Raw genomic sequence first — 24,915 nt, forward strand, 5'->3', positions numbered from 1 at the left:
AGCCAGGAGCACCGATGTCGAACCACATCACAGCCCGCGCCCACCGCGCGGTGCATGAGGCAACCAGCCGTCTGCAGGAGGCCTTGGCGGAGGCCGGGCGCCGACCGGACCGCGGGGACATCAGCACCACCACCGTCATCATCTGGGTGGCCGCCGTCACCGGCGCCGTACTGATCGCCGGGACCATCGCCATCGTGATCGGCAAGTACAACGGCCGCCTCAACGGCCTGTGATGTTCCCTGCGAAGCAGTGGTGGCAGGGCCGTCGATGGCGCGACGACCGCGGGGACACCCCGGTCCAGATGGCGATCGTCTTCCCGCTCGTGCTGCTCGCCACGGTCGCCGTCATCCAGGCGTCCATGTGGTACTACGCGCGGCAGATCGCCCTGACCGCGGCCCGCGAAGGCCTCACCGCGGCCCGCGCCTACCAGGCGAGCCCGGCCGACGGCACGGCCCGGGCCCACGACGTGCTGGCGCGCGTCGCAGGCGACAGCCTGACCGGCTCCAGCGTGTCCGCCCGCAGCACCGGGCAGCGCGTACAGATCCAGGTCCACGGCACGGCCCTGTCCATGATCCCGGGAGTTCCGGGCCTGCACATCACCCAGTCCGCCTCCGGCCCGCTGGAACGCTGGACGAACCCGGGAGAGTGAACCAGGTGCGATGCACGCCCCGTTGGACCCACCGGCGCCGCGATGAGGGAAGTGCCGCGATCGAGGCGGCCATCGTCCTCCCGTCGCTGATCATGTTCCTGTGTCTGGCGCTCGCCGGCGGCCGCCTCGTCACGTCGGGCGCGAAGATCGACGCGGCGGCCGAGGACGCGGCCCGGGAAGCCTCCCTCCACCGCACCGCGGCCACCGCCCACGGCGCCGCCCACCGAGCGGCCGCCGAGACCCTCGACGACCAGGGCATCAGGTGCGCGTCGACGGGCGTCGACGTCGACACGGGCGGCCTCAGCGTGCCGGTGGGCCAGGTCGGCACCGTCACCGTAACGGTGACCTGCACGGTCGATCTGTCCGATCTGCTGCTGCCGGGAGTGCCCGGAGCCCGGACACTCACGTCGACAGCAACCTCGGTGGTCGACCGGTTCAGGCAGCGAGGCCCCGGATGACTCCCCGCAGCACAGGACGGGGCCGAAGTCGGTGCGACGACCGGGGCGGCATCACCGTGTTCGTCGCGGTGTGCGTCCTCGCGCTGATCGGCATCATCGGCGTGGCCGTCGACGGGGGCGGCAAGATGCGCGCCACCGAACGCGCCGACCACATCGCCGGCGAGGCCGCGCGGGCGGGCGGGCAGGCCATCGACCCCGCCCAGGCCATCAGCGGCCGCGCGATCGTCGTGGATCCGCAGGACGCCCAGGCCGCAGCCCAGAGCTATCTGCGCTCTGCCGGCGCCACCGGCACGATCAGCGTGTCCGGCGACGGCACCCGCCTCACCGTGGAAATCGCCGGCTCGTACGACACGACGTTCCTGTCGGCCGTCGGGATCGGCTCGCTGCCGGTGACCGGCCACGGCCAGGCCACCCTCCTGCACGGCGTCACCGCTCCCGGAGGAAACTGATGCGCACCCCGCCCGCCCGCTCCGCCACAGTGGCCCGCGTCCTGGGCCGCACCAGCAGGGCCGTGGCAGGCCTGCTGGTCCTGGCCACCGCGGTGGCGGGGCTGCCGCTGCTGCTGGCCTGGGCCACCCCCGTCATCTGGGCCTCCAGCCACGAGGACCTCACGCACCTGCTGGACCGGCAGGACACCGGGGCGGCGTTCCTGCTGCTGCTCCTGGCGGTCGGCTGGGTCGGGTGGGCGCAGTTCACGTTCTGCGTCGTGCGCGAGGCGAGCGCACAGTTGCGGGGCCGTACCTGGCGTGCCCCGCGCGGGATGGGCTCCTCGCAGCGCGCCGCCGCGCTGCTGATCGGCAGCATCCTGGTGCTGCTGCCCGCCAGTTCGGCTCTCGCCTCCGATGCCCAGGCCGCACCGGCCACCACCGCCGCACCCCGCCTGCCGGGCCAGACACAGGCCGCGACGCATCCCTCCGGCGCCAGCCAGGTGGCGCCTGCGGCGGGCACGGACTCGGACATGTACACGGTGCTGGAGACGCGGCCGGCGCAGAGCCTGTGGGGCATTGCCGAGCGGGAGTTGGGGGACGGCGAGCGGTGGCGGGAGATCGCCGCGCTGAACGAGGGCCGCACCATGGCCGACGGCCTCGTCTTCCGTGCGAGCAGCTTTCTGCAGCCCGGCTGGCAGCTGCAGATGCCCCAGTCCACCCCGGCTGCGGGCGGCGCCCGCGCGCAACTGGGCGGCAGCCCGGCGGCCGGTGCCAAGGGGGACACCGGTGTCGTCACAGTCCGCGCGGGCGACTACCTGTCGAAGATCGCTCAGGAGGAACTCGGCGACGGCGGCCGGTGGCCCGCCCTGTTCGAGGCGAGCAGAGGCAAACCGCAGCCAGAGGGCCTGCCCGAGATCACCGACCCGAATGTCATCCACGCCGGGCAGCAGGTCACCCTGCCCGCCCCCGTCCAGCCCCCGGGCCGTGACGCGCCGCCGCACGAAAGCGATGCGGGCAATGAGGCCGGTGACCGGGAGGCCTCTCCCCCGGCCGCGCAGGATCCTGGCGGCCGGCCCCCGCCGGACGAGGAGCAGGCGCCCGCCCCGAGCAGCACGCCGTCGGCCCCGCAGTCGCCGGCCCCCAGCACACCGAGCAGCCATCCCGCTGAACAGCCCGGGCAGGCCGGCGCCGGTGCTTCCCCGTCGGCGTCCGCCGAGGCGTCCGGCCCGGCCGGCTCCTCCCCCGCCGCCCTGGCGCCGGAGGCGCCGCCGTCGGGTGGGGCAGGCAGCCCGGCTCTGCGCACCGTCCTCGGCGCGGGCGCGCTGCTGGCCGCCGCCGTCACCGGCGCGCTCGCCCTACGCCGGACACTGCAGCGCCGCCGCCGCGCGCCGGGCGAGAGAATCGCCATCGCGGCGGAGACCTCTCCGGCCGAGGCCCAACTGGCGGCAGCCGCCGACCAGAACGGCGCAGCCCGCTTGGATATGGCCCTGCGGACCCTGGCCCACCACAAAGCCCTGGATGACGGCAGTGCCCCGGAGGTGCCGGTGCTGTGGGCCTCGCGGATCGGAGCCCGCACGGTGGAGGTATTGCCGGAGGACCTCGCCCACGAGCCGTCCGTGCCCTTCGTCTCCGGGAAGGGCGGATGGTGGGAGCTGCCCGCCGACGCCGTCCTCCTGGACGAGGAGGCCGCCCGGGAGGTGCCCCCACCCTGTCCGGGGCTCGTCAGCATCGGCAGCACCGACTCCGGCGACCTGCTACTCCTCAACCTCGCCCGGCTACCCGCACTGCTGCTGGACGGCAACCCGGTCCACATCACCGAGATGTGCCTCTCGCTGGCACTCGAGCTCGGGATGAGCCCCTGGGCCAGCAACGTCGAAGTCGTGACCGTCGGATTCGGCGAGGACCTTCCGCAACTGCTGCCCACCGCGCGGATCGCCCACATGCGGCACGCCACGCACGCGCTGCGCGACCTGAGCGAACGGCTGCTGGAAGCCCACCAGATACCCGAGACCAGCCATCAGCCCTACCTGCTGCTGTGTGCGTCGGCGCTGGACCCGGACACCGCCTGGGAGTTCGCCGACGTCATCGACAAAGCCGGGCCGGTTCCCGTCACCCTGGTCGCACCGGCCGGCACGGCTGCCGCGCACTTCCCGGAAGCAGAGATCCTCAACGCCTCCCTCAACACCCCGCAGCAGCTGGACTCCGTGGGCACCACCGTCACGGTGCAGCGCTTGGCCCACGCCTCCTACCTGCAGATCGCCACCGCGTTGAAGGTGTCCGCGCAGCCGGCCCATCCGGCCGAGGGACCCTGGCAGAACGTCCCGGACGAACCCGGCGGCACACCGCAGCCCGAGCAGACTGCGCCGAAGCCTGCCAGCCCTGCGGTCGGCACTGCCGCTCGCCCGCCAACCTCGGCCGCCGGTGTGGACGGCGGGGTCTTCCCGGCCCTGCTCACCGCCACCACTGACCCGTCCAGGCTCTTACTGGCCACCGCAGCGTCGTCACCCGCCCCGGAGGCGGAGGCAACCGCAGCACCGGCCTCCCGTCCCGCAACGACGGGAGAAGCCGACGGCACGGGCACGGGTGAGGACAGCAGCGTGCCGGAAGCGGCACAGGGCGGGGTGCAGGACCTGCACGCGCCGGAGATCCGGGTTCTGGGGCCCATCGAGGTGACAGGCGTCGACAGCACCGGCCACGGCCCGCGGATGGCGCAGCTGGCCGCGTTGATGTTCTTCCGGCCCGCGCGCAGCGCGGATGTCCTGTGCACGGACATGGACCCCGTGAGCCCCTGGTCGCCGAGCACCCTCAACGCCCGCGTGCAGGGCCTGCGTCGCTCCCTGGGCAACGACCCCACCGGCGCCCCGTACGTTCCCCGCCGCAGGTCCGGCGAGGACCCCTACCGACTCTCCCCCGGCGTGCGCTGCGACTGGATCCGCTTCCTGCACCTCGCCGAACGCGCCCTGCCGCTCGGCCCGGCCGGGCTGCCCGATCTGGAGCAGGCACTGTCTCTGGTCCGCGGCCGGCCGTTCGGCACCCGTCCCCCGCCGTGGGCCGAGCCCCACCAGCAGGAGATGACCACCCGCATCATCGACGTCGCCCACACCGTGGCCACCCACCGCACTCCCCCCGGCCCGCACCACGACCTCGCCGCGGCCCGACGCGCCGTCGTCACCGGCCTCGACGCCGACGGCAGCGCCGAACTCCTCTACCGGGACTGGCTCAGAGTCGAGTACGCGGCCGGGAACCGCTCGGGACTGCACACCGCGATCACTCGCGTCCAGGCCGTCAACCGCGCCCTCGACTGCCCCCTGGAGATCGAGACGGAGCAGCTCATCCGCGAACTCCTGGCTCCGGTCCGCGACCCCCGGGCGGCCGGATCATGACCGGCTCCCCAGGGTCCGCGCGCGGGCCCGACGACCTCGCCGCCGGACGCCGGGACGCGCCAGCCACAGTGCGCGGCGAGCCGGCGGGAAGCCCGTCCGGAAACGGGGCGGCGATGAGCGGAGGGCAGCCGAGTGCACACGGTGGGAGTCCTCACGAGGCGCTGCGCTTCGGCCGGGCGCACCGGCTGCTCGTCGCCGTGGTCGTCACGGGTGCGGTCGTGATCGCCGGTATCGGCTTCGCCGGTTCGTACGCGGCGGTGCGCGAACTCGCCCTGCAGAAGGGCTTCGGGAACTTCAGCTACGTGTTCCCGATAGGCATCGACGCGGGCATCTGCGTGCTGCTCGCGCTCGACCTGCTCCTGACCTGGATCAGGATTCCGTTCCCGCTGCTGCGCCAGACGGCGTGGCTGCTGACCGCGGCCACCATCGCCTTCAACGGCGCCGCCGCCTGGCCCGACCCGCTCGGCGTCGGCATGCACTCCGTCATCCCGATCCTGTTCGTGGTCTCCGTCGAGGCCGCCCGGCACGCCGTCGGCCGCATCGCCGACATCACCGCCGACAAGCACATGGAAGGCGTCCGCCTCACCCGCTGGCTCCTCTCCCCGCTCCCCACCTTCCTGCTGTGGCGCCGCATGAAGCTGTGGGAACTGCGCTCCTACGAACAGGTCATCAAGCTGGAGCAGGAACGTCTCGTCTACCAGGCCCGCCTGCGCTCCCGCTTCGGCCGCGCCTGGCGCCGCAAGGCCCCCGTCGAGTCCCTCATGCCCCTGCGCCTGGCCCGCTACGGCGTACCGCTGGCCGAGACCGCCCCCTCCGGCCTCGCCGCCGCTGGCATCGAACCCGCCGTCCTGCCCCCCGCCCCACGACGGCAGACGGAACTGGAGCGCGTCGACGCCCCCACCGCCGCACCGCCACAGGTCGGCCCGGCCAGACCCCGTGACGAGCGAAACCGCGGGCAGGAAGGGGGTGTTGCTGTCGCCGCTTCACACGTCGAGCCGCCTGCACAGCACCCGACTGATCTGCTTGACGCAGCACATACCGGCACCCCCGACGTGCCACAAGACGGTGCAGTGCGCTCTCCTGCCGCTCCCGCCGAACGGGCCACGCCTACCCACCGCACGCACGCCTCGCTCGAGCAATCGCCCCTCTCCGGTTCACCCGCTGGCGCGGCACTGAAGGCGGCCGACCGCTACTACCTCGCCTGGCGGGACTACCAGCAGCAGCACGGCCACGAACCCCTTGGTCCCGCTCTGTCGGAGCATCTTGCCGCGCGCGGAGAACTCGACCGGCACGGCAACCCGATCAAGACCAAAACCTTGGGCCGCTATCTCCTGGAGTTCCGCATCTATGTCGTGTGGGCCGAACACCGGACCCACACCCTGGACCCTGACCTGGAGAAGGTCGCCCATGACCTCACTCAGCGCGGCGTCACCGGGCAGTACAACAGGCCTCTCCAGCCCTCCGACCTCAGCAGATTCGCCGAGCCTTTCGAGCACCGATGGCACCATCTGACTCCGCACGAGAGCGGTGCATCACCGGTCGATTGAATCGAAGGTGACGCTCCTCCTGGCACAAGGTCCGCAGCGGAACAGGGAGGTTCGAATACGGAGATCAGGCTATTTCCGAATCCTTTTATCACTCACTCGAATGCATGAAACCACGAAAGAAAAATCTTGACTCACCCATGTCATGTAACCAAATCCGGAGCCTTGGAACATAATAAGCGCCAAATTTTCCTCTTCGGAACTGGACAGCTCTCCGATAACCCTCTCAAGATCATCAGCCATTCCGGTATTCAGAACTGCCGCAGTATCCCGCCTGGCACGGTACAGGTCGGTCCAATATCCTTTGGTCTCCAAATTTCCCGTGAGCATTCTTGCGTGCATTTCCTCCAACGGCGATCGCCAACTCTCGACCGCAGGAATTTCCGCACCCAGAAAATATCGCCCAACCAAGCCAGCTAGCACTTCTCCAGAAACTTCGACCTGCATCCGTTCACTGCAACCTCTCTGCGCCACAAACCGCATCGTTTATGAAAACTTCGGATTCACCGAAGCAGTCCGGAGGCTCGACCGACGGGGGCGGTTGAGCCTGAGCACGATAGGTGTCGCATTTGCGCGACACTGTCTTCATCCGCGTCCGGCCTCCTGGTGCAGGTTCTCCTGAGTGGGCCTCCACGGGGCTCCGAGAATCGGCGTTGTCAGTGGCTCTGCCAGGGTGTGCGTCGTGGACGAACTGGTGGAGCGTGTCGACACGCCACGCCGCGGCCGAGCAGGAATGGCGGGTCGACGAGTTGCGTTTCGCAGCCCACGGCTAAACGCATCCCTGCAGGGGATCGCCGACCGTGCCGGAGTCACCCACGCCGGCGTCCTGTGCTACTTACGTTCCAAGGCCCAGCTGCTGACCAGCGTCCTCGCCCTGCGCGACGAAACCGACATAGAACAGACTGCGTGTCCTCGTCACCGAGGCCCTCGCGGATGCGTGCGAACTCGGCGAGCTCCGGGCCTACTCCAACCTCGAAGACGGGGCCAACTCGATCACCGCCGTCATGGACGGCCTCAAGATCCAGCGGCTGCCCGCCCCCGACTCCGTCGACATGGCCGCCTCCACCGACCGCGTCATCACGGCACTGCTGGCAGACCTCATTGAGAGCCGCACCCGATCTCAAGCACCGCCCGGCTCCTCCGCCCTGCAACCATGACGACGCCGCGCCAACAGCGCGACGGGGCGTCGGCAGTTTGGATTCGGCGCCCGTTCCCGCGGTCATGGCGACGGTAACGGGCATGCCGCGTTCAGGCACGGGACAGGGGCCCATCCACCCCGGCCTCCAACCTCACTGCATCCGCCGCCGGCGGGTTCGCGCCGGAGACGGAGCAGGTCAGGGCAGCCACGCGGGCGGCGAAGGTACAGGCGTCGGTGAGGTCTTCGAGGCTCAGCGCGTCGAGTCGGCCGCCGAGGTGTCCGAGGGCGGCGAGCCGGTGGAGGAGGCCCGCGGTGAAGGAGTCCCCGGCGCCGACGGTGTCGACGACGTCCACGGCCGGGGCCGGGACGCTGACGCGGTGGCCGTTGAGGGAGGCAAGGGCCCCCCGTCCTCCCAAGGTGATGACGACGAGGCGCGCACCGGCGGCGTGCCAGGTGTCGCACGCCTGCTCGGGGCTGACGCCGGGGAGGAGCAGGGCGAGGTCGTCCTCGCTGAGGCGAAGGATGTCGGCGAGGGCGCACCAGTGGGGGAGCCGTTCGCGGTAGGCGGAGGGCGGTACGAGCAGGGGGCGGACGTTGGGGTCGATGGACACGGTGATGTGCTCGCGGGCCTTGGCGAGGTGGTCCTCGATGCGGGTGCCGCCGGGTTGGCGTATCAGTGCCAGTGAGCCGGTGTGCAGGCAGGCCGCGCTCTCCCAGCCGGTGGCGGCGAGTTCCTCGTCGGTCCACTGCCAGTCGGCCGCGCTGTCGGCGTAGAAGGTGTACGTGGCCTGGCCGGTCTCGTCGAGGTCGGCGACGGCGAGGGTGCTGGGCTCGGGGGCGGCCACGCTGCCGGTCAGGTCGACGCCGGAGGCGCTGAGGCGGGCACGGAAGAGGGTGCCGAAGGCATCCGTGGAGAAGCGCCCGATGAAGCGGGTGGGGGTGCCGAGCCGGGCGAGGGCGACGGCGGTGTTGGCGGGGCCGCCGCCGGGCAGGGCCCGCAGCGCGAGTTCGCCAGGGCCTGACCGGGTGGGGTCGGTGAAGGCGTCGGCGACGCACTCGCCGAGGACGGTGACGCTGACGGGGGCCTGGGGTCGGGCCATGGTGACTGTCTGCCTCTCTCAGAAAGAGTGCGGGTGCGAAGGGCACCGGAGTCGGTGGCCTGATGCAGCCCTTGCACAGGTATTGACATGCCGCTCAAGACGGCCGTAACTTCCCTGCCACACGGAAGTAACGCGCGTTATTAAAGCGCGAAACCGGAGGCGGTGTCTCGCCCCCGGCTGGCGAAAGGGACTGGAAGTGGCCACGAACAGGACGCAGCGCGTGACCATGAGCGATGTGGCACGCCATGCGGGCGTCTCGCGGACCACCGTCTCCTTCGTCCTCAACGACAAGCCCGGCGCCGCCATCCCCGAGGAGACCCGTCGGCGGATCCTGGCGGCGATAGACGAGCTCGGCTACCGGCCCAACGCCGGGGCGCGGGCACTGGCGGCGAACCGCAGCGGGTGGTTCGGGCTGATCACCGAGATCGTGACCGGCCCGTTCGCGGGGGAGGTGATCACGGGCGCGCAGAGCCGCGCCTGGGGTGACCGGAGGTTCCTGCTGATCGCCGCGAGCGAGGGCGACCCCGCCCAGGAGGCCGCCGCGCTCGACCAGATGCTGGAACACCGGGTGGAAGGGCTCCTCTACGCCACGACCTGGCACCGCGCCGTCACGCTCCCCAAGGCCGCCCGGGAGGTGCCGACGGTGCTCGTCAACTGCTACGACGCGGAAGGTGAGCTGCCGTGCATCCTGCCCGACGAGGTGTCGGGCGGATACAAGGCGACCCGCCGACTCCTGGACGCCGGTCACACCCGCATCGGGTTCATCAACCTCGACCCGGCGATCCCGGCCGCCATCGGCAGACGCGAAGGGTACGAACGTGCCCTGCGCGAGGCCGGGATCACCCCCGACCCCTCCCTCGTCGTCCCCGGCTGGGCTACCGCCGACAGCGCCTATGACGCCGCCTGCGAACTCCTTGACCGCCCGGCCGCAGACCGGCCGACCGCGCTGTTCTGCGCAAACGACCGGATGGCGATGGGTGCGTACGACGCGATCAAGGAACGTGGGCTGCGCATCCCGCACGACGTGGCCGTGGTGGGGTTCGACAACCAGGAACTCATCGCCGCCTATCTGCGGCCGAAGCTGACGACGCTCGCCCTGCCCTTCGAGGCCATGGGCACCAAGGGCGTCGACATGCTCGCCGCTCTCGCAGCGGGGCAGCCGCTCGACACCCGTCGGGTGACGATCGACTGCCCGCTGCTCGAACGCTCGTCGGTCTGACCGCTAATCAGTCCGCCGAGGAATCCCATCCCGTCTTCGCCCTGTGTGTTGAAGAGAGGAAAAGAGTCTCCATTATGGCACCCTCCCGCATACCTTCCCGGCGGCCCCGAGCCGTCCTGAGAGCGGTCACGGCAACCGCCGCCGCGGCCCTGGTCCTGTCCGCCTGTACGGGTGGCTCGGGCGCCTCCGGCGCCGGTGACACCTCCGGCAACCAGCTGCTCACCATCCCGCGCGAGGATCTGGCGACGTTCACGCGCAACTTCAACCCGCTCTCCCCGCAGGCCGCCCCTATGACCCTTCAGGCGGTCTACGAGCCGCTGACGGTGCACAGCATGGCGGACGCCAAGGACACGCCGTGGCTGGCCACCAAATGGGAGCAGGCCAAGGACGGCAAGTCCCTCACCTTCACGCTGCGCGAGGGCGTCAAGTGGTCGGACGGCCAGGCGCTCACCGCCGACGACGTCGTCTACACCTTCGAGCTCCAGAAGAAGGTGCTGGGCGGCTTCGACTACCTGGACAAGGTCACCGCCGTCGACGCCCACACGGTGAAGTTCTCCTTCAACAAGGCGTTCTCGACCGCCTTCTACGAGATCAGCGGCCACTACATCCTGCCGAAGCACATCTGGTCCAAGGTGAAGGATCCGGCGAAGTTCACCAACCCGAACCCGGTCGGCACCGGCCCTTACACCAAGATCGAGAAGTTCCAGAGCCAGTCGTACGAGCTGCGCAAGAACCCCGACTACTGGCAGCCGGACAAGCAGCGGATCGCCGGCATCCAGATGCTCGCCTTCTCCGGCAACGACAGTGCCAACATCGCCTTCACCAACGGCGAGGTGGACTGGACGCAGTCGTTCATCCCGGACATCGAGAAGTCCTTCGTCGCCAAGGACAAGAAGCACAACCACTACTGGTTCCCGGCCACCGGCGCCATGATCAACTGGCAGCTGAACACCACTAAGGCCCCCTTCAATGATCCGGCCGTGCGCAAGGCGCTCAGCATGGCCGTCGACCGCGACCAGATCACCAAGGTCGCGATGAACGGCTACGCCGAACCCGCCGACTGCACGGGCCTGGCCCGCACGTACGACAAGTGGCGCAACACCTCGCTCGCCGCTTCCTGCACCTGGACGACGTACGACACCGACGCGGCGGCCAAGGCCCTCGACGCGGCCGGCTACGAGGAGAGCGGCGGCAAGCGGAAGCTGAAGAACGGCGAGGACTTCACCCTCGACATCTCCGTCGGCTCCGCCTCCTCCGACTGGATCTCGGTCGCCAACATCATCAAGCAGAACCTCGCGAAGGTCGGCATCACCGCCACCGTGAAGACGCCCGACTGGTCGGCGGTCTCGGCGTCGTACAACACCGGCACCTTCGACACCGGCATCGTGTGGAGCAACAACGGCGCCACGCCGTACGAGTACTTCCGCGGCGTGATGTCGACCAAGATGGTGCAGCCGGTCGGCAAGCAGGCCACGGAGAACTACCACCGCTTCGGCGACAAGAAGGCCGACAAGCTCATCGACGCCTTCGCCGCCGCCACGGACGAGAAGACGCAAGCCGAGCAGATGAGCGGCCTGCAGGAGCTGTACGACGAGGACGCGCCCGTCGTCCCGCTGTTCACCGGCCCCGAGTGGGGCGCGTACACGGACGCACGCTTCACCGGCTGGCCCACCGAGGAGAACCCGTACGCCACCCTCGGCAACCGCAACGGCAGCACGATCCTCGTGCTCACGTCGCTGAAGCCCGTCAAGAGCTGACGCACGGATCGGCGGCCGTCCTCCTCCCCGGACGGCCGCTCCCCCCGCACCCCCGCACCCCCGCACCCCCGCACCCCCTACGACAGGAGCACGACCCGTGCGTCTCATCCTGCGCAACCTGGGGTTCTATCTGCTCGCCTTCTGGGCCTCCCTCACCCTGAACTTCGTGCTCCCGCGCTTCATGCCGGGCGACCCGGTCTCCCGGATGTTCGCGCAGGCCCAGGGCACGATGCAGCCCGACCAGATAGCCCAGTTGCGGAAACTCTTCGGCCTCGACCACCGCCCCCTGTGGGAGCAGTACCTCAGCTACATCAAGAGCGTCTTCACCGGCGACCTCGGCATCTCCATCACCCGCTTCCCCACCCCGGTCACCGACGTGATCGGCTCGCAGATCGGCTGGACCCTGCTCCTCGGCGGCGTCGCGCTCGTCATCGCCGCCGTGCTCGGCAACCTGCTCGGCATCGTCGCCGCCTGGCGGCGCGGCGGCATCCTCGACTCCGCCTTCCCGCCCCTGCTGATCTTCGTCGGCTCGTTCCCGTACTTCTGGCTGGCGATGGGCGCGCTGTACCTGTTCGGGGTGAGCCTGGGCTGGTTCCCCATGCGGCACGCCTACGACGTCGGACTGACCCCCGGCTTCAACGGCGAGTTCCTCTCCAACGTCGCCACCCATCTGGTGCTGCCGGCACTGACCGTCGTGCTGGTCTCCATCGGCGGCTGGATGCTCGGCATGCGCAACACCATGATCGCCACGGCGGCCGAGGACTACATCACGATGGCCGAGGCGAAGGGGCTCAGCCCTTCGCGGATCATGTTCCGCTACGCCGCCCGCAACGCGCTGCTGCCCTCCGTCACCAACTTCGGCATGGCCCTCGGCTTCGTCGTCGGCGGCGCCCTGCTCACCGAGGTCGTGTTCGCCTACCCCGGCATCGGCTACCAGCTGCTGATGGCCGTCCAGGGCCTGGACTACCCACTGATGCAGGGCATCTTCCTGACGATCACGGCGGCGGTGCTGCTCGCGAACTTCCTCGTCGACCTCATCTACGTCCGCCTCGACCCGCGCGTCCGCGTCCGCTGAGGAGGTTGCCGACATGACCGCCATCGAAATCGCGACGGCCACCACGCCGACCGTCCCCGCGAGTGCTTCCCGCCGGCGCGGACTGCTGCGCCAGCTCGTCGACAGCAAGAAGGCGCTGACCGGGCTGATCCTGCTCGCTCTCTTTGCGCTGCTGGCCCTGCTCGCGCCCGTCCTGGCACCGGGCGACCCGTCGCTCATCAACTCCACTGGCAGCCAGGCCCCTTCGGCCGCACACTGGCTCGGTACGACTGCCAAGGGACAGGATGTGCTCGCCCTCACCCTGTGGGGCGCGCGCAGCTCCCTCTTCGTCGGGTTCACCGTGGGCCTTGTGGCGACCGGTGTCGCCATCGTCGTCGGCCTCGCATCCGCGTACTTCGGCCGCGTCGTCGATGACACGCTGACCCTGGTCACCAACATCTTCCTGCTGCTGCCCGGCCTGCCGCTGCTGATCATCCTGGCCGCGTTCCTGCCGCCCGGGACCTCCACCGTGATCCTGGTCCTCGTCGTCACCGGATGGGCGGGCTCGGCCCGGGTCCTGCGCGCGCAGGCCAAGTCGATCCGCGGCAAGGACTTCGTGGCCGCCGCCGTCGTCACCGGAGAACGCCCGCTACGGATCATGTTCCGCGAGATCCTGCCCAACATGGCGTCCGTGGTGATGACCACGCTACTCGGCTGCGTGATCTTCGGCATCGGCGCCCAGGCCGGCCTGGAGTTCCTCGGCCTCGGCGACAGCAGCGTCGTCAGCTGGGGCACCAACCTGTACTGGGCCAGCAACGACGGCGCGCTGATGACCGGCACGTGGTGGGCCTTCGTCCCCTCCGGACTGTGCATCGCCCTCGTCGCCTTCGCCATCGCGCTGGTCAACTACGCGGTCGACGAGATCACCAACCCCAGGCTGCGCAACCGCCGTGCCCGCCGTGAGAGGAAGGGCTGAGCCATGCAACCCGTACTTGAGGTGGACGGCCTGCGCGTCGAATACCGCAGCGACGGCCGCACCGTCGTAGGCGCCGACGACGTCTCCTTCTCCATCGGCGCCGGAGAGATCTTCGGCCTCGCCGGAGAATCCGGCTGCGGCAAATCGACCACCGCCAACGCAGTGATGCGACTACTCAAGCCCCCGGCGGAGATCACCGCGGGCAGCATCCGCTTCCAGGGCCGCGACGTCCTCGCCCTGGACGCACGGGAGCTGCGCGCCTTCCGGTGGCGGGAGATCGCCATGGTCTTCCAGTCGGCGATGAACTCGCTCAACCCCGTCCTGACCATCGGCGAGCAGATCGTCGACATCTTCACCACCCACGAGCGGATGAAGAAGCGGGCCGCGCGGGAGCGGGCCGGCGAGCTGCTGGAGCTGGTGGGCATCGACCCGGGAAGGCTGAAGGCGTACCCGCACCAGCTCTCCGGCGGTATGCGCCAGCGCGTGGTCATTGCCATGGCCGTCGCACTGCGCCCCCGGCTGCTGATCATGGACGAGCCGACCACCGCGCTCGACGTGGTCGTGCAGCAGGAGATCATGGCGCAAATCCGCCACCTCCAGCGGGAGCTGGGCTTCTCCATCCTCTTCATCACCCACGACATGTCCCTGATGGTCGAGTTGTCGGACCGCATGGGCGTGATGTACGGCGGACGGATCGTCGAACTCGCCGACGCCAAGGACCTGTTCGCGGGGCCGCTCCACCCGTACACCGAGGCGCTGATGAACGCCTTCCCGCCGCTGACCGGGCCGCGCCAGGAGCTCACCGGCCTCTTCGACGCCCCGCGCACCGCCAACAGTTGCGGCTTCCACATCCGCTGTCCCGAGGACCGCTCGGACTGCTCCATGAACATCCCCGATCTGCGCGAGGTCGCGCCCGGCCGCTGGGTGGCCCGCAACCTCGAAGGAGCCCCCCGATGACCGGACCCCTGCTGTCCATACGCGGTCTGTCCAAGGACTTCCAGGTCGGCACCGTCTTCTCCCGACGCCGTGTCCGAGCTGTCAACGACGTCTCGTTCGATCTCCCCGCCGGCCGGATCACCGCCCTGGTCGGCGAGTCCGGCAGCGGCAAGTCCACCATCGCCCGCTGCCTCGCCCGCCTCGAACAACCCTCCGCCGGACAGGTACTGCTCGACGGCGAGGACATCCTGCGCACCGAGCGCCGCCGGGCGTCACGGGCGTACCGCCGCAAGGTCCAGATGGTCTTCCAGGACCCCTTCGGCTCACTCAACCCCGTCCACCGCATCGAGCACTTCCTCACCCGGGCCCTCGTCCTGCACGGCCGTCAGGCCACCCCCGAGGCGCTGCGCGAGCTGATGATGACGGTCGGCCTGACCGAGGACATGCTCCAGTCCTACCCGCACGAGCTCTCCGGCGGCCAGCGTCAACGCGTCTCCATCGCTCGCGCGCTGGCGGTGGAGCCGCGCCTCGTCCTGGCCGACGAACCGACGTCGATGCTGGATGTCTCCGTGCGCGTCGGCGTGCTCAACCTGATGCGGCGCCTGCGCGACGAGCGGAACATCGCCATGCTCTACATCACGCACGACCTGGGCTCCGCCCGGTACCTCGCGGACACCACGATGGTCATGTTCGCCGGCGAACTCGTCGAGGGCGGCGACGCACTGGCCGTCATGGACGCCCCCGCCCACCCCTACACCCGCCTGCTGCTGTCCGCCGTACCCGACCCCGAACGGGCAGGCAGCTACGACCCCGTCGAGCGCGCCCGCCTGCGCGAGGCGATCCTCAACCCCACGTCCTGCCCCTACGGCGACGACGGCACGTGCAGCCGCACCGCGCCCGTCCGCCACATCGTCGGCGAAGACGCCGGACAGCCCCACTGGGTGCGCTGCCATCTGCGCGCACCCGCCTCCGACATCGCCCGCCGCGTCCTGAAGGCCACCGACCGGCCGGACGGCGAGGCCACCGACGCCACCGAGAAAGCGGAGACCACCGCCGCATGAGCCACGACCTCACCCTCCCCTCCGGCAGCCACACCGCCGAGGGGCTGGCCGAACGCGCCCTGCGCGACCCCCACCGCCCCCGCTTCCACTTCACCTCGCCCGGCGGCTGGCTCAACGACCCCAACGGGCTGAGCCACTGGAACGGCGTCTACCACCTCTTCTACCAGTACAACCCACTCGCCGCCGCCCACCACCGCATCCACTGGGGCCACGCCACCAGCACCGACCTCGTCCACTGGACCGACGAACCGGTCGCCCTCGTCCCCGGCACCACCGGCCCCGACCGCGACGGCTGCTGGTCCGGTGTCCTGGTCGACGACGGCGGTGTGCCTACGCTCGTCTACTCGGGCAGGCACGGCGAGCATGAACTCCCCTGCGTGGCCAGGGGATCGGCGGATCTGAGGTACTGGACGAAGGACCCGGCCAACCCGGTCATCACCGCCCCGCCGGAGGGTGTCGACATCACGGCCTTCCGCGACCACTGCGTGTGGCGGGAGGGCTCCGGCGAGAACCAGGTGTGGCGGCAGCTGGTGGGCTCGGGAATCCAGGGCGCCGGCGGAACGGCATTCCTGTACGAATCCGACGACCTGCGCAACTGGCGCTACGTCGGCCCGCTGCTCACGGGTGACGCCACGCAGAACCAAGGCGAGCTCGACTGGACCGGCACGATGTGGGAGTGCGTCGACCTCTTCCGGCTCGGCGAGGACGAGGAGGCCGGCAGCACCGACGCGCTGGTCTTCTCCGCCTGGGACGAGGGCACCACCCACCACCCCCTGTACTGGACCGGCCGTTACCACGGCGACACCTTCACCCCGACCGTCCTCCACCGCCTCGACTACGGCGGCCGCTACTTCTACGCCCCCCAGTCCACCCGTGACGAGCACGGCCGCCGCATCATGCTCGGCTGGCTCCAGGAGGGCCGGACGGACGAGGCGAACGCACAGACCGGCTGGTGCGGCGTGATGTCCCTGCCGAGGGTCGTCACGCTCGCCACCGACGGCGGCCTGCACCAGACCCCGGTACCGGAGCTGGCCGAGCTGCGGCGGGAGCGCGTAGAGGTGGCTCCGGGTCGGCTGGCCGACCCGTACACCCGGCTGCCCGCCGTGCTCGGGGACCAGCTGGACATCGAGGCAACCCTGCGTCTCGCTCCCGGAGCAACCGCCCGGCTCGTGCTCCGCGAGACACCGGACGGCGCGCAACGCACAGTGGTGGAGGTGAGCAGGGCGTCCGACGGAGCGAGCGGAACGCTCCGCCTGCGCCGCGAGACCAGCAGCCTCGATCCAGCGGTCGACACCGAACCCCGGTACGGCGAGCTGCCGTTGGACCCCGACGGGCGGGTCGACCTGCGCGTCCTCGTCGACCACTCCGCTCTGGAAATCTTCGCCAACGGGCGTGCCCTGACCGCCCGCATCTACCCCACCCGCCCGGACGAGGCCGTCGGCGTCGGTATCGGTGCCGACGGCGACGTGGCCCTGGAGCGGTTCGACGCCTGGCAGATGGCGTCGGCCTTCACCGACGGACCCCGGCCGCTGTGGCCGTGACGGTCTTGCACACAATCACGACCCGCGGGGTGGACGTCCCGCCGGGCCGTGGCCCACCCTCCCCTGTTCTCCTCAGGAGCTGCCATGAGCGTGTCCCGCCGTACCCTCCTGCTCGCCGGAGGAACCACCGCCACCCTGCTGCCTCTCGGAGGCATCCTCCCCGCAGCACAGGCCGCCGCCCCGAGCACCGCCGGAGCGACCCCCGCCGCCACCCCGATTCCCGACCCCATCCCCGTCACCGGCACCTGGACCCGCACCTTGGACGGCGGCCAGAAGGCGACCGCCGGCCGTCGCGGGCCCGCCCTCGCCCTGTCCGAGCAGCAACTCGCGGCCAAGGGCACGTACGCGGCCCGCGTCACGCCCCAATCCTCCTCCATAGGCGCGTTGGTGTTCCGGGCAGCCCTCGACAGCTCGACCGGATACGCGGTCGCCCTCGACCCCGACCGCTCCCGCATACGGCTCTACGACCTTGCCGGCGGCGACACACTCGCCACCGCTCCCCTTCCGGGCGCGCGGACCGGAAAGCCCTATGACCTCGAAGTGGCAGTCGACGGACCCGAGCTGACGGTGCATGTCGACGGCAAGCGGCTCCTCCACACCGAGGACCACCGCCACGACACCGGCTCGGTGGGCCTGCTCGCCCAGGACGGCACGGTCACCTTCGGCCCGCCCTCCCTCTCCTCGGTCACCACCAACCTCACCGGCTGGACCACGAGCGGCGGCACCTGGACGGCGACTCCGCTGGGCTGGCGCGCGGACCCGACCCAGGGAGCCACCGCCCGCGCCATCACCACGACCAGGACGTACGACACCGCGCTCCAGGCCGACCTGCTCCTGCACGACGCTTCCGCCATCGCCGCACTGCTGGTGCGCACCGACGCCAAGGCCACGCGCGGCTACGGCGTCCAGGTCGACGCGGCCCAGGGCAGGCTGAGGCTCTACCGCATCGACGGCAACGTCACCCTCGGCACGTACGCGACCACCATCAAGGCCGACACGGTCTACCGCCTGCGCGTCGAAGCCGAACGCGACGAACTGCGCGTGCACTGGCAGACCAACTTCCTCTCTCCCGACGGCTACAGCCCCGTCATCACCGCCCAGGACTCCACCCACACCAAGGGCCGACTCGCCGTCACGGCATCGGCCGGAGCGGCGTCCTTCGAGAACATCGCCGCGGCCGACCTCGCCACCGGCCTCCACGGCTGGACGGCCCGCTCCGGCACCTGGACCCCCGACCTGCGCGGCATTCGCGGCGAGAACGGCCTGCGCACGGCCCCCTTCACCGACGGCGACCTGGTGGCGAGAGCCGACATCACACCCAGCGGCTCCTCCTCCTCGGCCGGCCTCGTCCTGCGCGCGTCCGCGAACGGCTCCGGCGGCTACGAAGCCCGCCTGGAAGCCGGCCGCAACGCCGTCGTCCTGCTGGACCGCTCCTCCGGCACCCGCCTCGCCTCCGCTTCCGGCCCGGTCCGGCGCATCGCGTCCGGAAACACGTACCGCGTCGAGGCCCGCGCGACGGGCAGAACCATGAAGGTGTACGTGGACGGCGTACGGGCGCTCAAGACCCGCGTGTCCCGCACCAAGGGCGCCGCCTTCGGCACCGCGGCCGCGCACGGGACGTCGTACTTCCAGAACATCGAAGTCCGCAGCACCGCCGACTACTTCACCGAGCCGTACCGCCCCACGTACCACTACTCCCAGCTCACCGGCTCCACCAGCGACCCCTGCGGCCTGCTGCACCACGACGGCGAATACCACCTCTTCCACCAGGACGAGGGCCGCTGGGCGCACGCCATCAGCACCGACCTCGTCCACTGGCAGCCCCTGCCGATCGCCCTGCCCTGGAACGCCTACGGCCACTGCTGGACCGGCTGCGCGGTCGTGGACACCGACGACACCTCCGGTCTCTTCGACGGCGGCTCGGGCCTGATCGCCTATTACACGAGCCACCACCCGGACAAGCCGGGCGGGAACGCCAGCGTGCGCATCGCGTACAGCAAGGACAAGGGCCGCTCCTGGCAGCTGCACGGCGGCTCGAGTCCGGCCGTGCAAAACCCGGGAGGCCCCGACGCAGGCTGGACCTTCCGCGACCCGAAGGTCATCCGCGACGAGGCCCACGACCAATGGCTGATGGTCGTCTCCGGCGGCGACCACATCCGCTTCTTCACCTCCACCGACCTCCTCACCTGGACTCAGGTCAGCTCCTTCGGCTACGGCGACTGGGCCACACCCGGCGTCTGGGAGTGCCCCGACTTCTTCCCGCTCCCCGTCGACGGCGACAAGAACAAGGTGCAGTGGGTCCTCACCCTGAGCACGGGCGCCGTACGCGCCACGAACGGCTCGGCCGCCCAGTACTTCACGGGTGGCTGGAACGGCACCAGTTTCACTCCCGACCAGAAGGCCGGCACGGTCCTGCGCGCCGACTCCGGCCGCGACTACTACGCCGCCATGTCCTTCTACGGCCTGCCCGACGACCGCCGCGTCCAGCTCGGCTGGATGAGCAACTGGGACTACCCCTTCAGCGCCCCGACCGGCGGCTGGAACGGCCAGCTGAGCATTCCCCGCGAACTGACCCTCACGGACACCGCCGACGGCGTACGCCTGGCGCAGCGCCCGGTCCCGGAACTGACCACCCTGCGTACGTCGACCAAGACGCGCAAGGACCTCTCCGTCGGCCCGGGATCGGCGAACCCGCTCGCGGACGTCCGAGGCACCGCCTACGAGATCGAGGCCGACATCACCCTCGGCACCGCAACGGAGATCGGCTTCCGCCTCCGAACCGACAGCGACCAGCACACGACGGTCGGATACGACACGGAGGCGCAGGAGTTGTTCGTGGACCGCTCGGCATCGGGCCTGAGCGACTTCACGCAGTACTTCACGGGCCGCACGACGGCGCCGATGAAGCTGACCAACGGCCGCGTGACCCTGCGCGTGTACGTCGACTCGTCCTCGGTCGAGGCATTCGGCGCGGACGGGCAGGCCGCCGTGACCAGCCTGATCTTCCCCGGCCCGGACGCTGACGGCATGGCCTTCTACGCCAAGGGCGGCACCGCACACATCGACTCGCTCAAGGTGCACAGGCTGGACAACACCTTCCGCCTGGTGGACCGGGTGAAGCCACTGGTGGCCGCCCCGACCGGCGGCGAATTCCGCTCGGACCTCGGCACCTTGACGATCACCCCCGCCGGCCGCTGGTCGACTTCCAGCGTGGGCCGCGCCGTAACCTTCGACAAGGACTCCAACGCAATCTCGGCCCGCACGGCGGCGGACTTGGACCTCACCACCCTGGTCCGGCTCGGCGGCCCCGACCCGGACACGGGCGGCGCCCTCTCCCTCCTGTGGCGCGCCTCCTCCGACGGCACCGACGCCTACTGCCTCAACATCGACCCCGACCTGCGCGTAATCCGCCTGGTAGCCAAGGCCAACGGCTTCTTCGACGACGGCGCCGTCCTCGCCCGCGTCCCGGCCCTGGTCCGCCGCGGCACGACCTACCCCGTCCGTATGCTCACCGAGGGCGACCGCATCCAGGTGTTCCTCAACGGCACACGGATCATCGACGTGACGGACACGACGTACGCCGATGGCCACATCGCCCTGAATGTGTTCGGCGGGAGGGCGGCGTACCAGGACACCTACGCGCAGGAACTGTGACCGCTGGTCAAGCCGACAAGCAACCGTGACCGCGGAGGCTACGCCCCCCCGAGTATCCGGTGGGCGCAGCCTCCGCGAGCGCGAGGGTCAAAACGCTCAGGCGGAGACAGAGGCCCAAAAGCCCTGACGGCTTGCGCCTCCTCATCCGTCACCGACCGGGGCGAGCTTTACACAAAGCGGGCATGCGCGAGACAGCCCGGGACTGTAAAACGTTCGGCCCTGTCTCACTTTCGGTGGTGACGGAGTGTGCCGCTATCCGAGGAGGATGCGGTGGCGAAGCAGGGTGAAGCCTGCTCGTCCGTGCATCTGGCGCGCGATCCGCTTGGTCTTGGTGTTGACGCCCTCGGTGGGGCCGTTGCTGTAGGGAAGTGTGAGGGCGGCGTTTACGGCGTCGCGGTCTCGTTCCAGGCCTCGGGCGAAGGCATGTAGGTGGGGCAGGTCGGCGCCGCGGACCTGGACGATCCAGCGCGAGAGTGCGTCGGCATTGTCGGCGTGCGGTGCAAGGAGCGGGGTGAAGTCGCGGATTCCCGCGGCCAGTTGGGTCATCTCGGGGCAGGCGGTGGTGACCTTGGCCAGGAGCTCGTGTTGCTCGGCCTTGAGGTTGTCGGGCCTGGTCAGCAGCATCCGGGCGAGCCTGCGCGGGGAGATGTGGCTGCGGTCGGCGTCCGCGCGGCCTTGGTTGATGTACTTGTGCAGGAGGTTCAGGCAGCCCGTGAAGCCGAGTGCTTTGATCTCGTCGAAGAGGTGCTTGACGGGGACGCCGGGATCCTCGGTCCGGCGTTTGCGCAGGTGCTCGCGGTAGGGGTCGACGAGGCTGGCGCGGTACTTGGGGACGCGGAGCATGCGCTCGGGCCGGTCGGCGCGGGCATAGCGTTTGACGGTGTTCAGGGCCAGTTCCAGACGGCGGGCGCATTCGAGCAGGCCCACGCCCTGATTAAGCAGGTCATGGACCTGGTGCCAGCGTTCCAGGGTGGTCTGGGCGCGGGGCCCGTCGTAGATAGGCGCGTCCAGTACGGTGGCCCAGCAGGTGCTGTGCGCCTTGACCTCGCTCAGAGCGGCTTCGCACAGGTTGTGCCACAGATGCCACCGATCACCGACTTGTGTCGCACGGGGCAGGGCGCGGCGGATGGCCTCGGCGTAGGTCGCGGAGCCGTCGCGGCACACGATCTCGATGTCCGGATGCTCGCGCAGCCATGCTTCCAGGGTGTCGGCCGTGCGGTCGGGCAGCACGTCGATCCGATCGTGGGTCTCGACATCGATGATCACGGTGGCGTAGCGGTGCCGCCGGCGCAGCGCGAAGTCGTCGACGCCGATCACGCGGGGCGCTCGCCCGGTGGGCAGCGGGATCCGCAGCAGAGTGCGCAGAGCCGTGTGACGCGAGACGCCCGCCGCGAGTATCGCCAGCAAACGTGCCCCCGCCCGGCCCGCTAACTCCTTGACCACCGCCTTGACTTGCCTGGTCAGGCGGGTGGTGCGTCGCTGGTATCGGTCCAGGACTCCGGGAACCTGCTCGCGGAAGGTATGTCGGCAGCCGCGGGTGGGGCACACCAAGCGTCGCACTCGCACACGGACCACCACCCGCCGGCCGTCGACCGGTACGTCGGCCACTGTCCGCCAGTGATAGCCGTGCACCCGCCCCGACGAGGCCCCGCACACCGGGCAGACCGCAGTGTCCTGCGAAGTCCGGGCCCGCACCACGACTCGCTCGCCCTCGTCGGCCACATCCTCGATGACCAGTGGGGACAGCCCTGAGAACACCGTCTGCACAAGCTCGTTGGCATCCTTCACATGGATACCAACGACCCTCACCACTCTGCGTCACCACCGAAAGTGAGACAGGGCCGCTCGTTTGACAGACCCGGGTGCGGCCCTTCCGGGGTCACAGGGCGTGGTGCAGCCAGCGCTGGAGGACGGTGTTGACGTCTGCAGGCAGTGCGCAGAGCTGGTCGATGACCGCGCGGTCTTCCGGCATCGGGGGGATACCGGCGGCGGTGAGGGCCATGTTCAGTGCAAGACGCCGCTCATCGCGCGGGGCGAGGATGCGGTTGAGGCGTTCGGCGGGGTTGGGCGGGGGCAGGAAGTAGTCCAGGTCGTCACCGGCTTGTACGGGAGTCGGCCAGGCGTTGTCACGGGGGTTCGGAACGGCGTAGGGGTCGGCGTATGCGCAGGAACTGAGGTTCTCGTTGCTCCAGGGGGTCATCTGTGTCTCCCAGCCGGGTGTTTTGCGGACAACTACCGGTCCAGAGCCCCGAGAGGCCCGCTGCGGTTGCGGATGCGGCCCTACGTCACGCCGACGGCGCCTTCGGCGGCTGATCACCTCGTAAGACCGGCAGGCGACACCACGTCGTTCTCGGGTGGATGTGCTCCATTTTTGGGGAGGCGACGACGTGCCAGGCTCCTGCGATAGGCCGGGCTGAACAGGGAGGCCGGGGCAAATGGGTGAGACTCCGGCCGTTTGCCGGGAGTCGGTCGTTGAACGGCTATGGGAGCCTTCAATGACTGTTCCAATCTGGGTCCCGGCGCCCAGAGTGCCAGCCATGCCGAGGACGCCTGCGCGTGGTGCGTGCAGCTGCGGGAGACGGACGTCCAAAGCCTGTCGGATGCTGGCAGAGGGCAAGCGTTCGCCCGTGCCCTGGAGAGTCTTGCCGGGGCCTGCCCCGGCATCCCACGCAAGTCGTCGGGAGGAGTGGTGAGAACGGTGCTGGTCGTTCTGGCCGCGGCCACAATCATCACTGCGACCGTGTCGGCAGTCCTGGACACCCGCCCCTGACACCCCCGGCGTTCCTGCCCGGTGACTGCTCCTCGAGCCGGCGCACCGACCGCTCACGCTGTACGCCACGGTGCCCAGGGCACCACTGCCTGCGGTCCTGTTTGTGCAGGGGCCGCTCATCGTCTCTTGCTGGTTGATCGCTGTTGAAGGTAAAACGCCAGGGTGCGCCACCCTTCCTGACGGCTTCGAACATCGACCAGCATGATCAGAACGAGCTGACCTGTGCACATGCTGCCCGGCTCAGCCGTTGCGCTGGCCGGGCCCGGTCAGGAGCAGCCATCGAGGCTCAGGACAGGACATGTGGAATCCAGCATGGATGCGCAGTGTCGAATGGCTCGCCGCAGCCGCCGCGGACCCCAGGGCGTGCAAACGGCAGTGGGAACACGGGACGGGATTTGTTCTGCTGGAGGCGGGCCGCTACTGGAATGTCCTCACCGTTCCGGAAGAACTCGGCCTGTCTGCCCTCGACATGCTCTGGCATGATCCGTTACGTGTGCCCGGGCCCACTCTGCGTCACAGCAAGGCCCACCGCGTGGGCTTCCTCCTGCCCCCGGGCCCCGTCGCGCAGTGGGTCGGGGCGAGGGTCCGCCATGTCGGGAAGGGCAGCTGGATTCCCAGTCCGCCGCCCTACCGTGAGACCGGCCATCTGGAATGGGTCATCCCGCCCGACGGGACCGGCGCCCTCCACGTTCCCGACATTCTGGAATGGGCCCTGCGATCTGCCGCATGCGCACTGACCGCCTCCAAAACCATCCACCAGGACCCCGCCGGGCATGGCGCTGAACCCGCCGGCTGCCATCACCCATGAACTCCGAGAAGCCCCGGCCGGGGGTCGGGCAGGTTCGGGTGCGGGGTGCGTGCCGCGCTCTCGATGCCCTGGGCATACTTCGAGTTCGGCGATCCGTGCCTTGATGTCTGGGTATCAGCCCTGTCCAGCCTGAGCTGTTGCGGGAATGGCTGCGGTCAGGTGCTTGTCAGAACCGGTAAGGGGCACCTTCTTTCGAAGGTGCCCCTTACTCATCTCGGTCTTCTCCTCAAGGAGCTACGGGCGAGGTTCGCTCAGTCCTCGCATTCCGTCGCCCGGGGCTTCAGCGACACGCCCTTCCCGTGCTGCGCCCAGGGCGGCGGACCCTCGTGCTTCCCGTGCTGCGCCCAGGGCGGCGGACCCTCGTGCTTCCCGTGCTGCGCCCAGGGCGGCGGACCCTTGTCGGCGTACAAGTGATCGTGCGCCACCTCGTACGGAGGAATGTGCACCGTTTCCGGTGCGG

At 69.9% G+C, this 24,915-nt stretch carries 21 protein-coding genes; 16 read left to right on the top strand and 5 right to left on the bottom strand.

The features are described 5' to 3' along the window. The first annotated feature begins 14 nt into the window (after positions 1-14). From IE265_RS36110 to IE265_RS38855, 6 genes are all read left to right on the top strand, one after another. Positions 15-233, top strand: coding sequence for a hypothetical protein (locus IE265_RS36110; protein ID WP_190040016.1), 219 nt, complete (start codon positions 15-17; stop codon positions 231-233). Positions 234-301: 68 nt separating this feature from the next. Then, the gene (locus tag IE265_RS36115; protein WP_190040031.1) at positions 302-649 is read left to right on the top strand and encodes a TadE family protein; all 348 of its coding nucleotides are present in this window, start codon (positions 302-304) and stop codon (positions 647-649) included. Next, positions 646-1,107, top strand: a complete 462-nt coding sequence (locus IE265_RS36120) for a TadE family protein (RefSeq protein WP_373303104.1) — start codon at positions 646-648, stop codon at positions 1,105-1,107. The genes IE265_RS36115 and IE265_RS36120 overlap by 4 nt, the downstream gene beginning before the upstream one ends. Next, on the top strand, positions 1,104-1,556 hold the full coding sequence (locus IE265_RS36125; protein WP_190040017.1) for a TadE/TadG family type IV pilus assembly protein: 453 nt from the start codon (positions 1,104-1,106) through the stop codon (positions 1,554-1,556). The genes IE265_RS36120 and IE265_RS36125 overlap by 4 nt, the downstream gene beginning before the upstream one ends. Then, positions 1,556-4,918, top strand: coding sequence for a LysM peptidoglycan-binding domain-containing protein (locus IE265_RS36130; RefSeq protein ID WP_190040018.1), 3,363 nt, complete (start codon positions 1,556-1,558; stop codon positions 4,916-4,918). The genes IE265_RS36125 and IE265_RS36130 overlap by 1 nt, the downstream gene beginning before the upstream one ends. Before the next feature lie 113 nt (positions 4,919-5,031). After that, positions 5,032-6,465: a DUF2637 domain-containing protein gene (locus IE265_RS38855; protein WP_229916932.1), complete on the top strand. Its 1,434-nt coding sequence runs from the start codon at positions 5,032-5,034 to the stop codon at positions 6,463-6,465. A gap of 69 nt (positions 6,466-6,534) precedes the next feature. Here the strand turns inward: IE265_RS38855 and IE265_RS36140 are convergent, their stop codons facing one another. After that, the gene (locus IE265_RS36140) at positions 6,535-6,909 is read right to left on the bottom strand and encodes a hypothetical protein (RefSeq protein WP_190040019.1); all 375 of its coding nucleotides are present in this window, start codon (positions 6,907-6,909) and stop codon (positions 6,535-6,537) included. A 455-nt stretch (positions 6,910-7,364) separates the two neighbouring features. Here IE265_RS36140 and IE265_RS39430 point away from each other — a divergent pair, with 455 nt between their 5' ends. Then, the gene (locus IE265_RS39430; protein WP_373303106.1) at positions 7,365-7,619 is read left to right on the top strand and encodes a hypothetical protein; all 255 of its coding nucleotides are present in this window, start codon (positions 7,365-7,367) and stop codon (positions 7,617-7,619) included. Positions 7,620-7,710: 91 nt separating this feature from the next. Here the strand turns inward: IE265_RS39430 and IE265_RS36150 are convergent, their stop codons facing one another. Then, positions 7,711-8,700 (bottom strand): carbohydrate kinase family protein, encoded by a 990-nt coding sequence (locus IE265_RS36150; RefSeq protein ID WP_190040020.1) that lies wholly within the window; start codon positions 8,698-8,700, stop codon positions 7,711-7,713. 226 nt (positions 8,701-8,926) lie between these two features. Here IE265_RS36150 and IE265_RS36155 point away from each other — a divergent pair, with 226 nt between their 5' ends. The 8 genes from IE265_RS36155 (at position 8,927) to IE265_RS36190 (ending at position 20,877) form a co-directional block, all read left to right on the top strand. Then, positions 8,927-9,919, top strand: coding sequence for a LacI family DNA-binding transcriptional regulator (locus tag IE265_RS36155; protein ID WP_190040033.1), 993 nt, complete (start codon positions 8,927-8,929; stop codon positions 9,917-9,919). A gap of 74 nt (positions 9,920-9,993) precedes the next feature. Beyond that, positions 9,994-11,676 (top strand): ABC transporter substrate-binding protein, encoded by a 1,683-nt coding sequence (locus IE265_RS36160; protein ID WP_190040021.1) that lies wholly within the window; start codon positions 9,994-9,996, stop codon positions 11,674-11,676. Positions 11,677-11,773: 97 nt separating this feature from the next. After that, positions 11,774-12,751, top strand: coding sequence for an ABC transporter permease (locus IE265_RS36165; RefSeq protein ID WP_190040022.1), 978 nt, complete (start codon positions 11,774-11,776; stop codon positions 12,749-12,751). A gap of 13 nt (positions 12,752-12,764) precedes the next feature. Next, a complete protein-coding gene (locus tag IE265_RS36170) occupies positions 12,765-13,685 on the top strand; it encodes an ABC transporter permease (RefSeq protein WP_190040023.1) in 921 nt (306 codons plus the stop codon). 3 nt (positions 13,686-13,688) lie between these two features. Beyond that, entirely contained in the window at positions 13,689-14,642 is a 954-nt protein-coding gene (locus IE265_RS36175; RefSeq protein ID WP_190040024.1) for an ABC transporter ATP-binding protein, read from the top strand. Beyond that, positions 14,639-15,682: an ABC transporter ATP-binding protein gene (locus tag IE265_RS36180; protein WP_190040025.1), complete on the top strand. Its 1,044-nt coding sequence runs from the start codon at positions 14,639-14,641 to the stop codon at positions 15,680-15,682. The genes IE265_RS36175 and IE265_RS36180 overlap by 4 nt, the downstream gene beginning before the upstream one ends. Further along, positions 15,679-17,223, top strand: a complete 1,545-nt coding sequence (locus tag IE265_RS36185) for a glycoside hydrolase family 32 protein (RefSeq protein ID WP_190040026.1) — start codon at positions 15,679-15,681, stop codon at positions 17,221-17,223. The genes IE265_RS36180 and IE265_RS36185 overlap by 4 nt, the downstream gene beginning before the upstream one ends. Positions 17,224-17,307: 84 nt before the next feature. After that, entirely contained in the window at positions 17,308-20,877 is a 3,570-nt protein-coding gene (locus tag IE265_RS36190; protein WP_190040027.1) for a glycoside hydrolase family 32 protein, read from the top strand. Positions 20,878-21,129: 252 nt separating this feature from the next. On the opposite strand, the gene IE265_RS36195 is transcribed toward IE265_RS36190, so the two are convergent. Both IE265_RS36195 and IE265_RS36200 read right to left on the bottom strand, forming a co-directional pair. Further along, entirely contained in the window at positions 21,130-22,665 is a 1,536-nt protein-coding gene (locus IE265_RS36195) for an ISL3 family transposase (RefSeq protein WP_444545249.1), read from the bottom strand. A 91-nt stretch (positions 22,666-22,756) separates the two neighbouring features. After that, the gene (locus IE265_RS36200) at positions 22,757-23,077 is read right to left on the bottom strand and encodes a hypothetical protein (protein WP_190040028.1); all 321 of its coding nucleotides are present in this window, start codon (positions 23,075-23,077) and stop codon (positions 22,757-22,759) included. 868 nt (positions 23,078-23,945) lie between these two features. Between IE265_RS36200 and IE265_RS36205 the strand changes: the two genes are divergently transcribed. Next, positions 23,946-24,455, top strand: coding sequence for a hypothetical protein (locus IE265_RS36205; RefSeq protein ID WP_229916933.1), 510 nt, complete (start codon positions 23,946-23,948; stop codon positions 24,453-24,455). Positions 24,456-24,706: 251 nt separating this feature from the next. Here IE265_RS36205 and IE265_RS38860 read toward each other — a convergent pair. Then, positions 24,707-24,915: hypothetical protein (locus IE265_RS38860; RefSeq protein ID WP_229916934.1), on the bottom strand; the 209-nt coding region annotated here is incomplete at its 5' end.

Source organism: Streptomyces fructofermentans, assembly GCF_014651055.1.
GTDB classification, from domain to species: Bacteria; Actinomycetota; Actinomycetes; order Streptomycetales; family Streptomycetaceae; genus Streptomyces; species Streptomyces fructofermentans.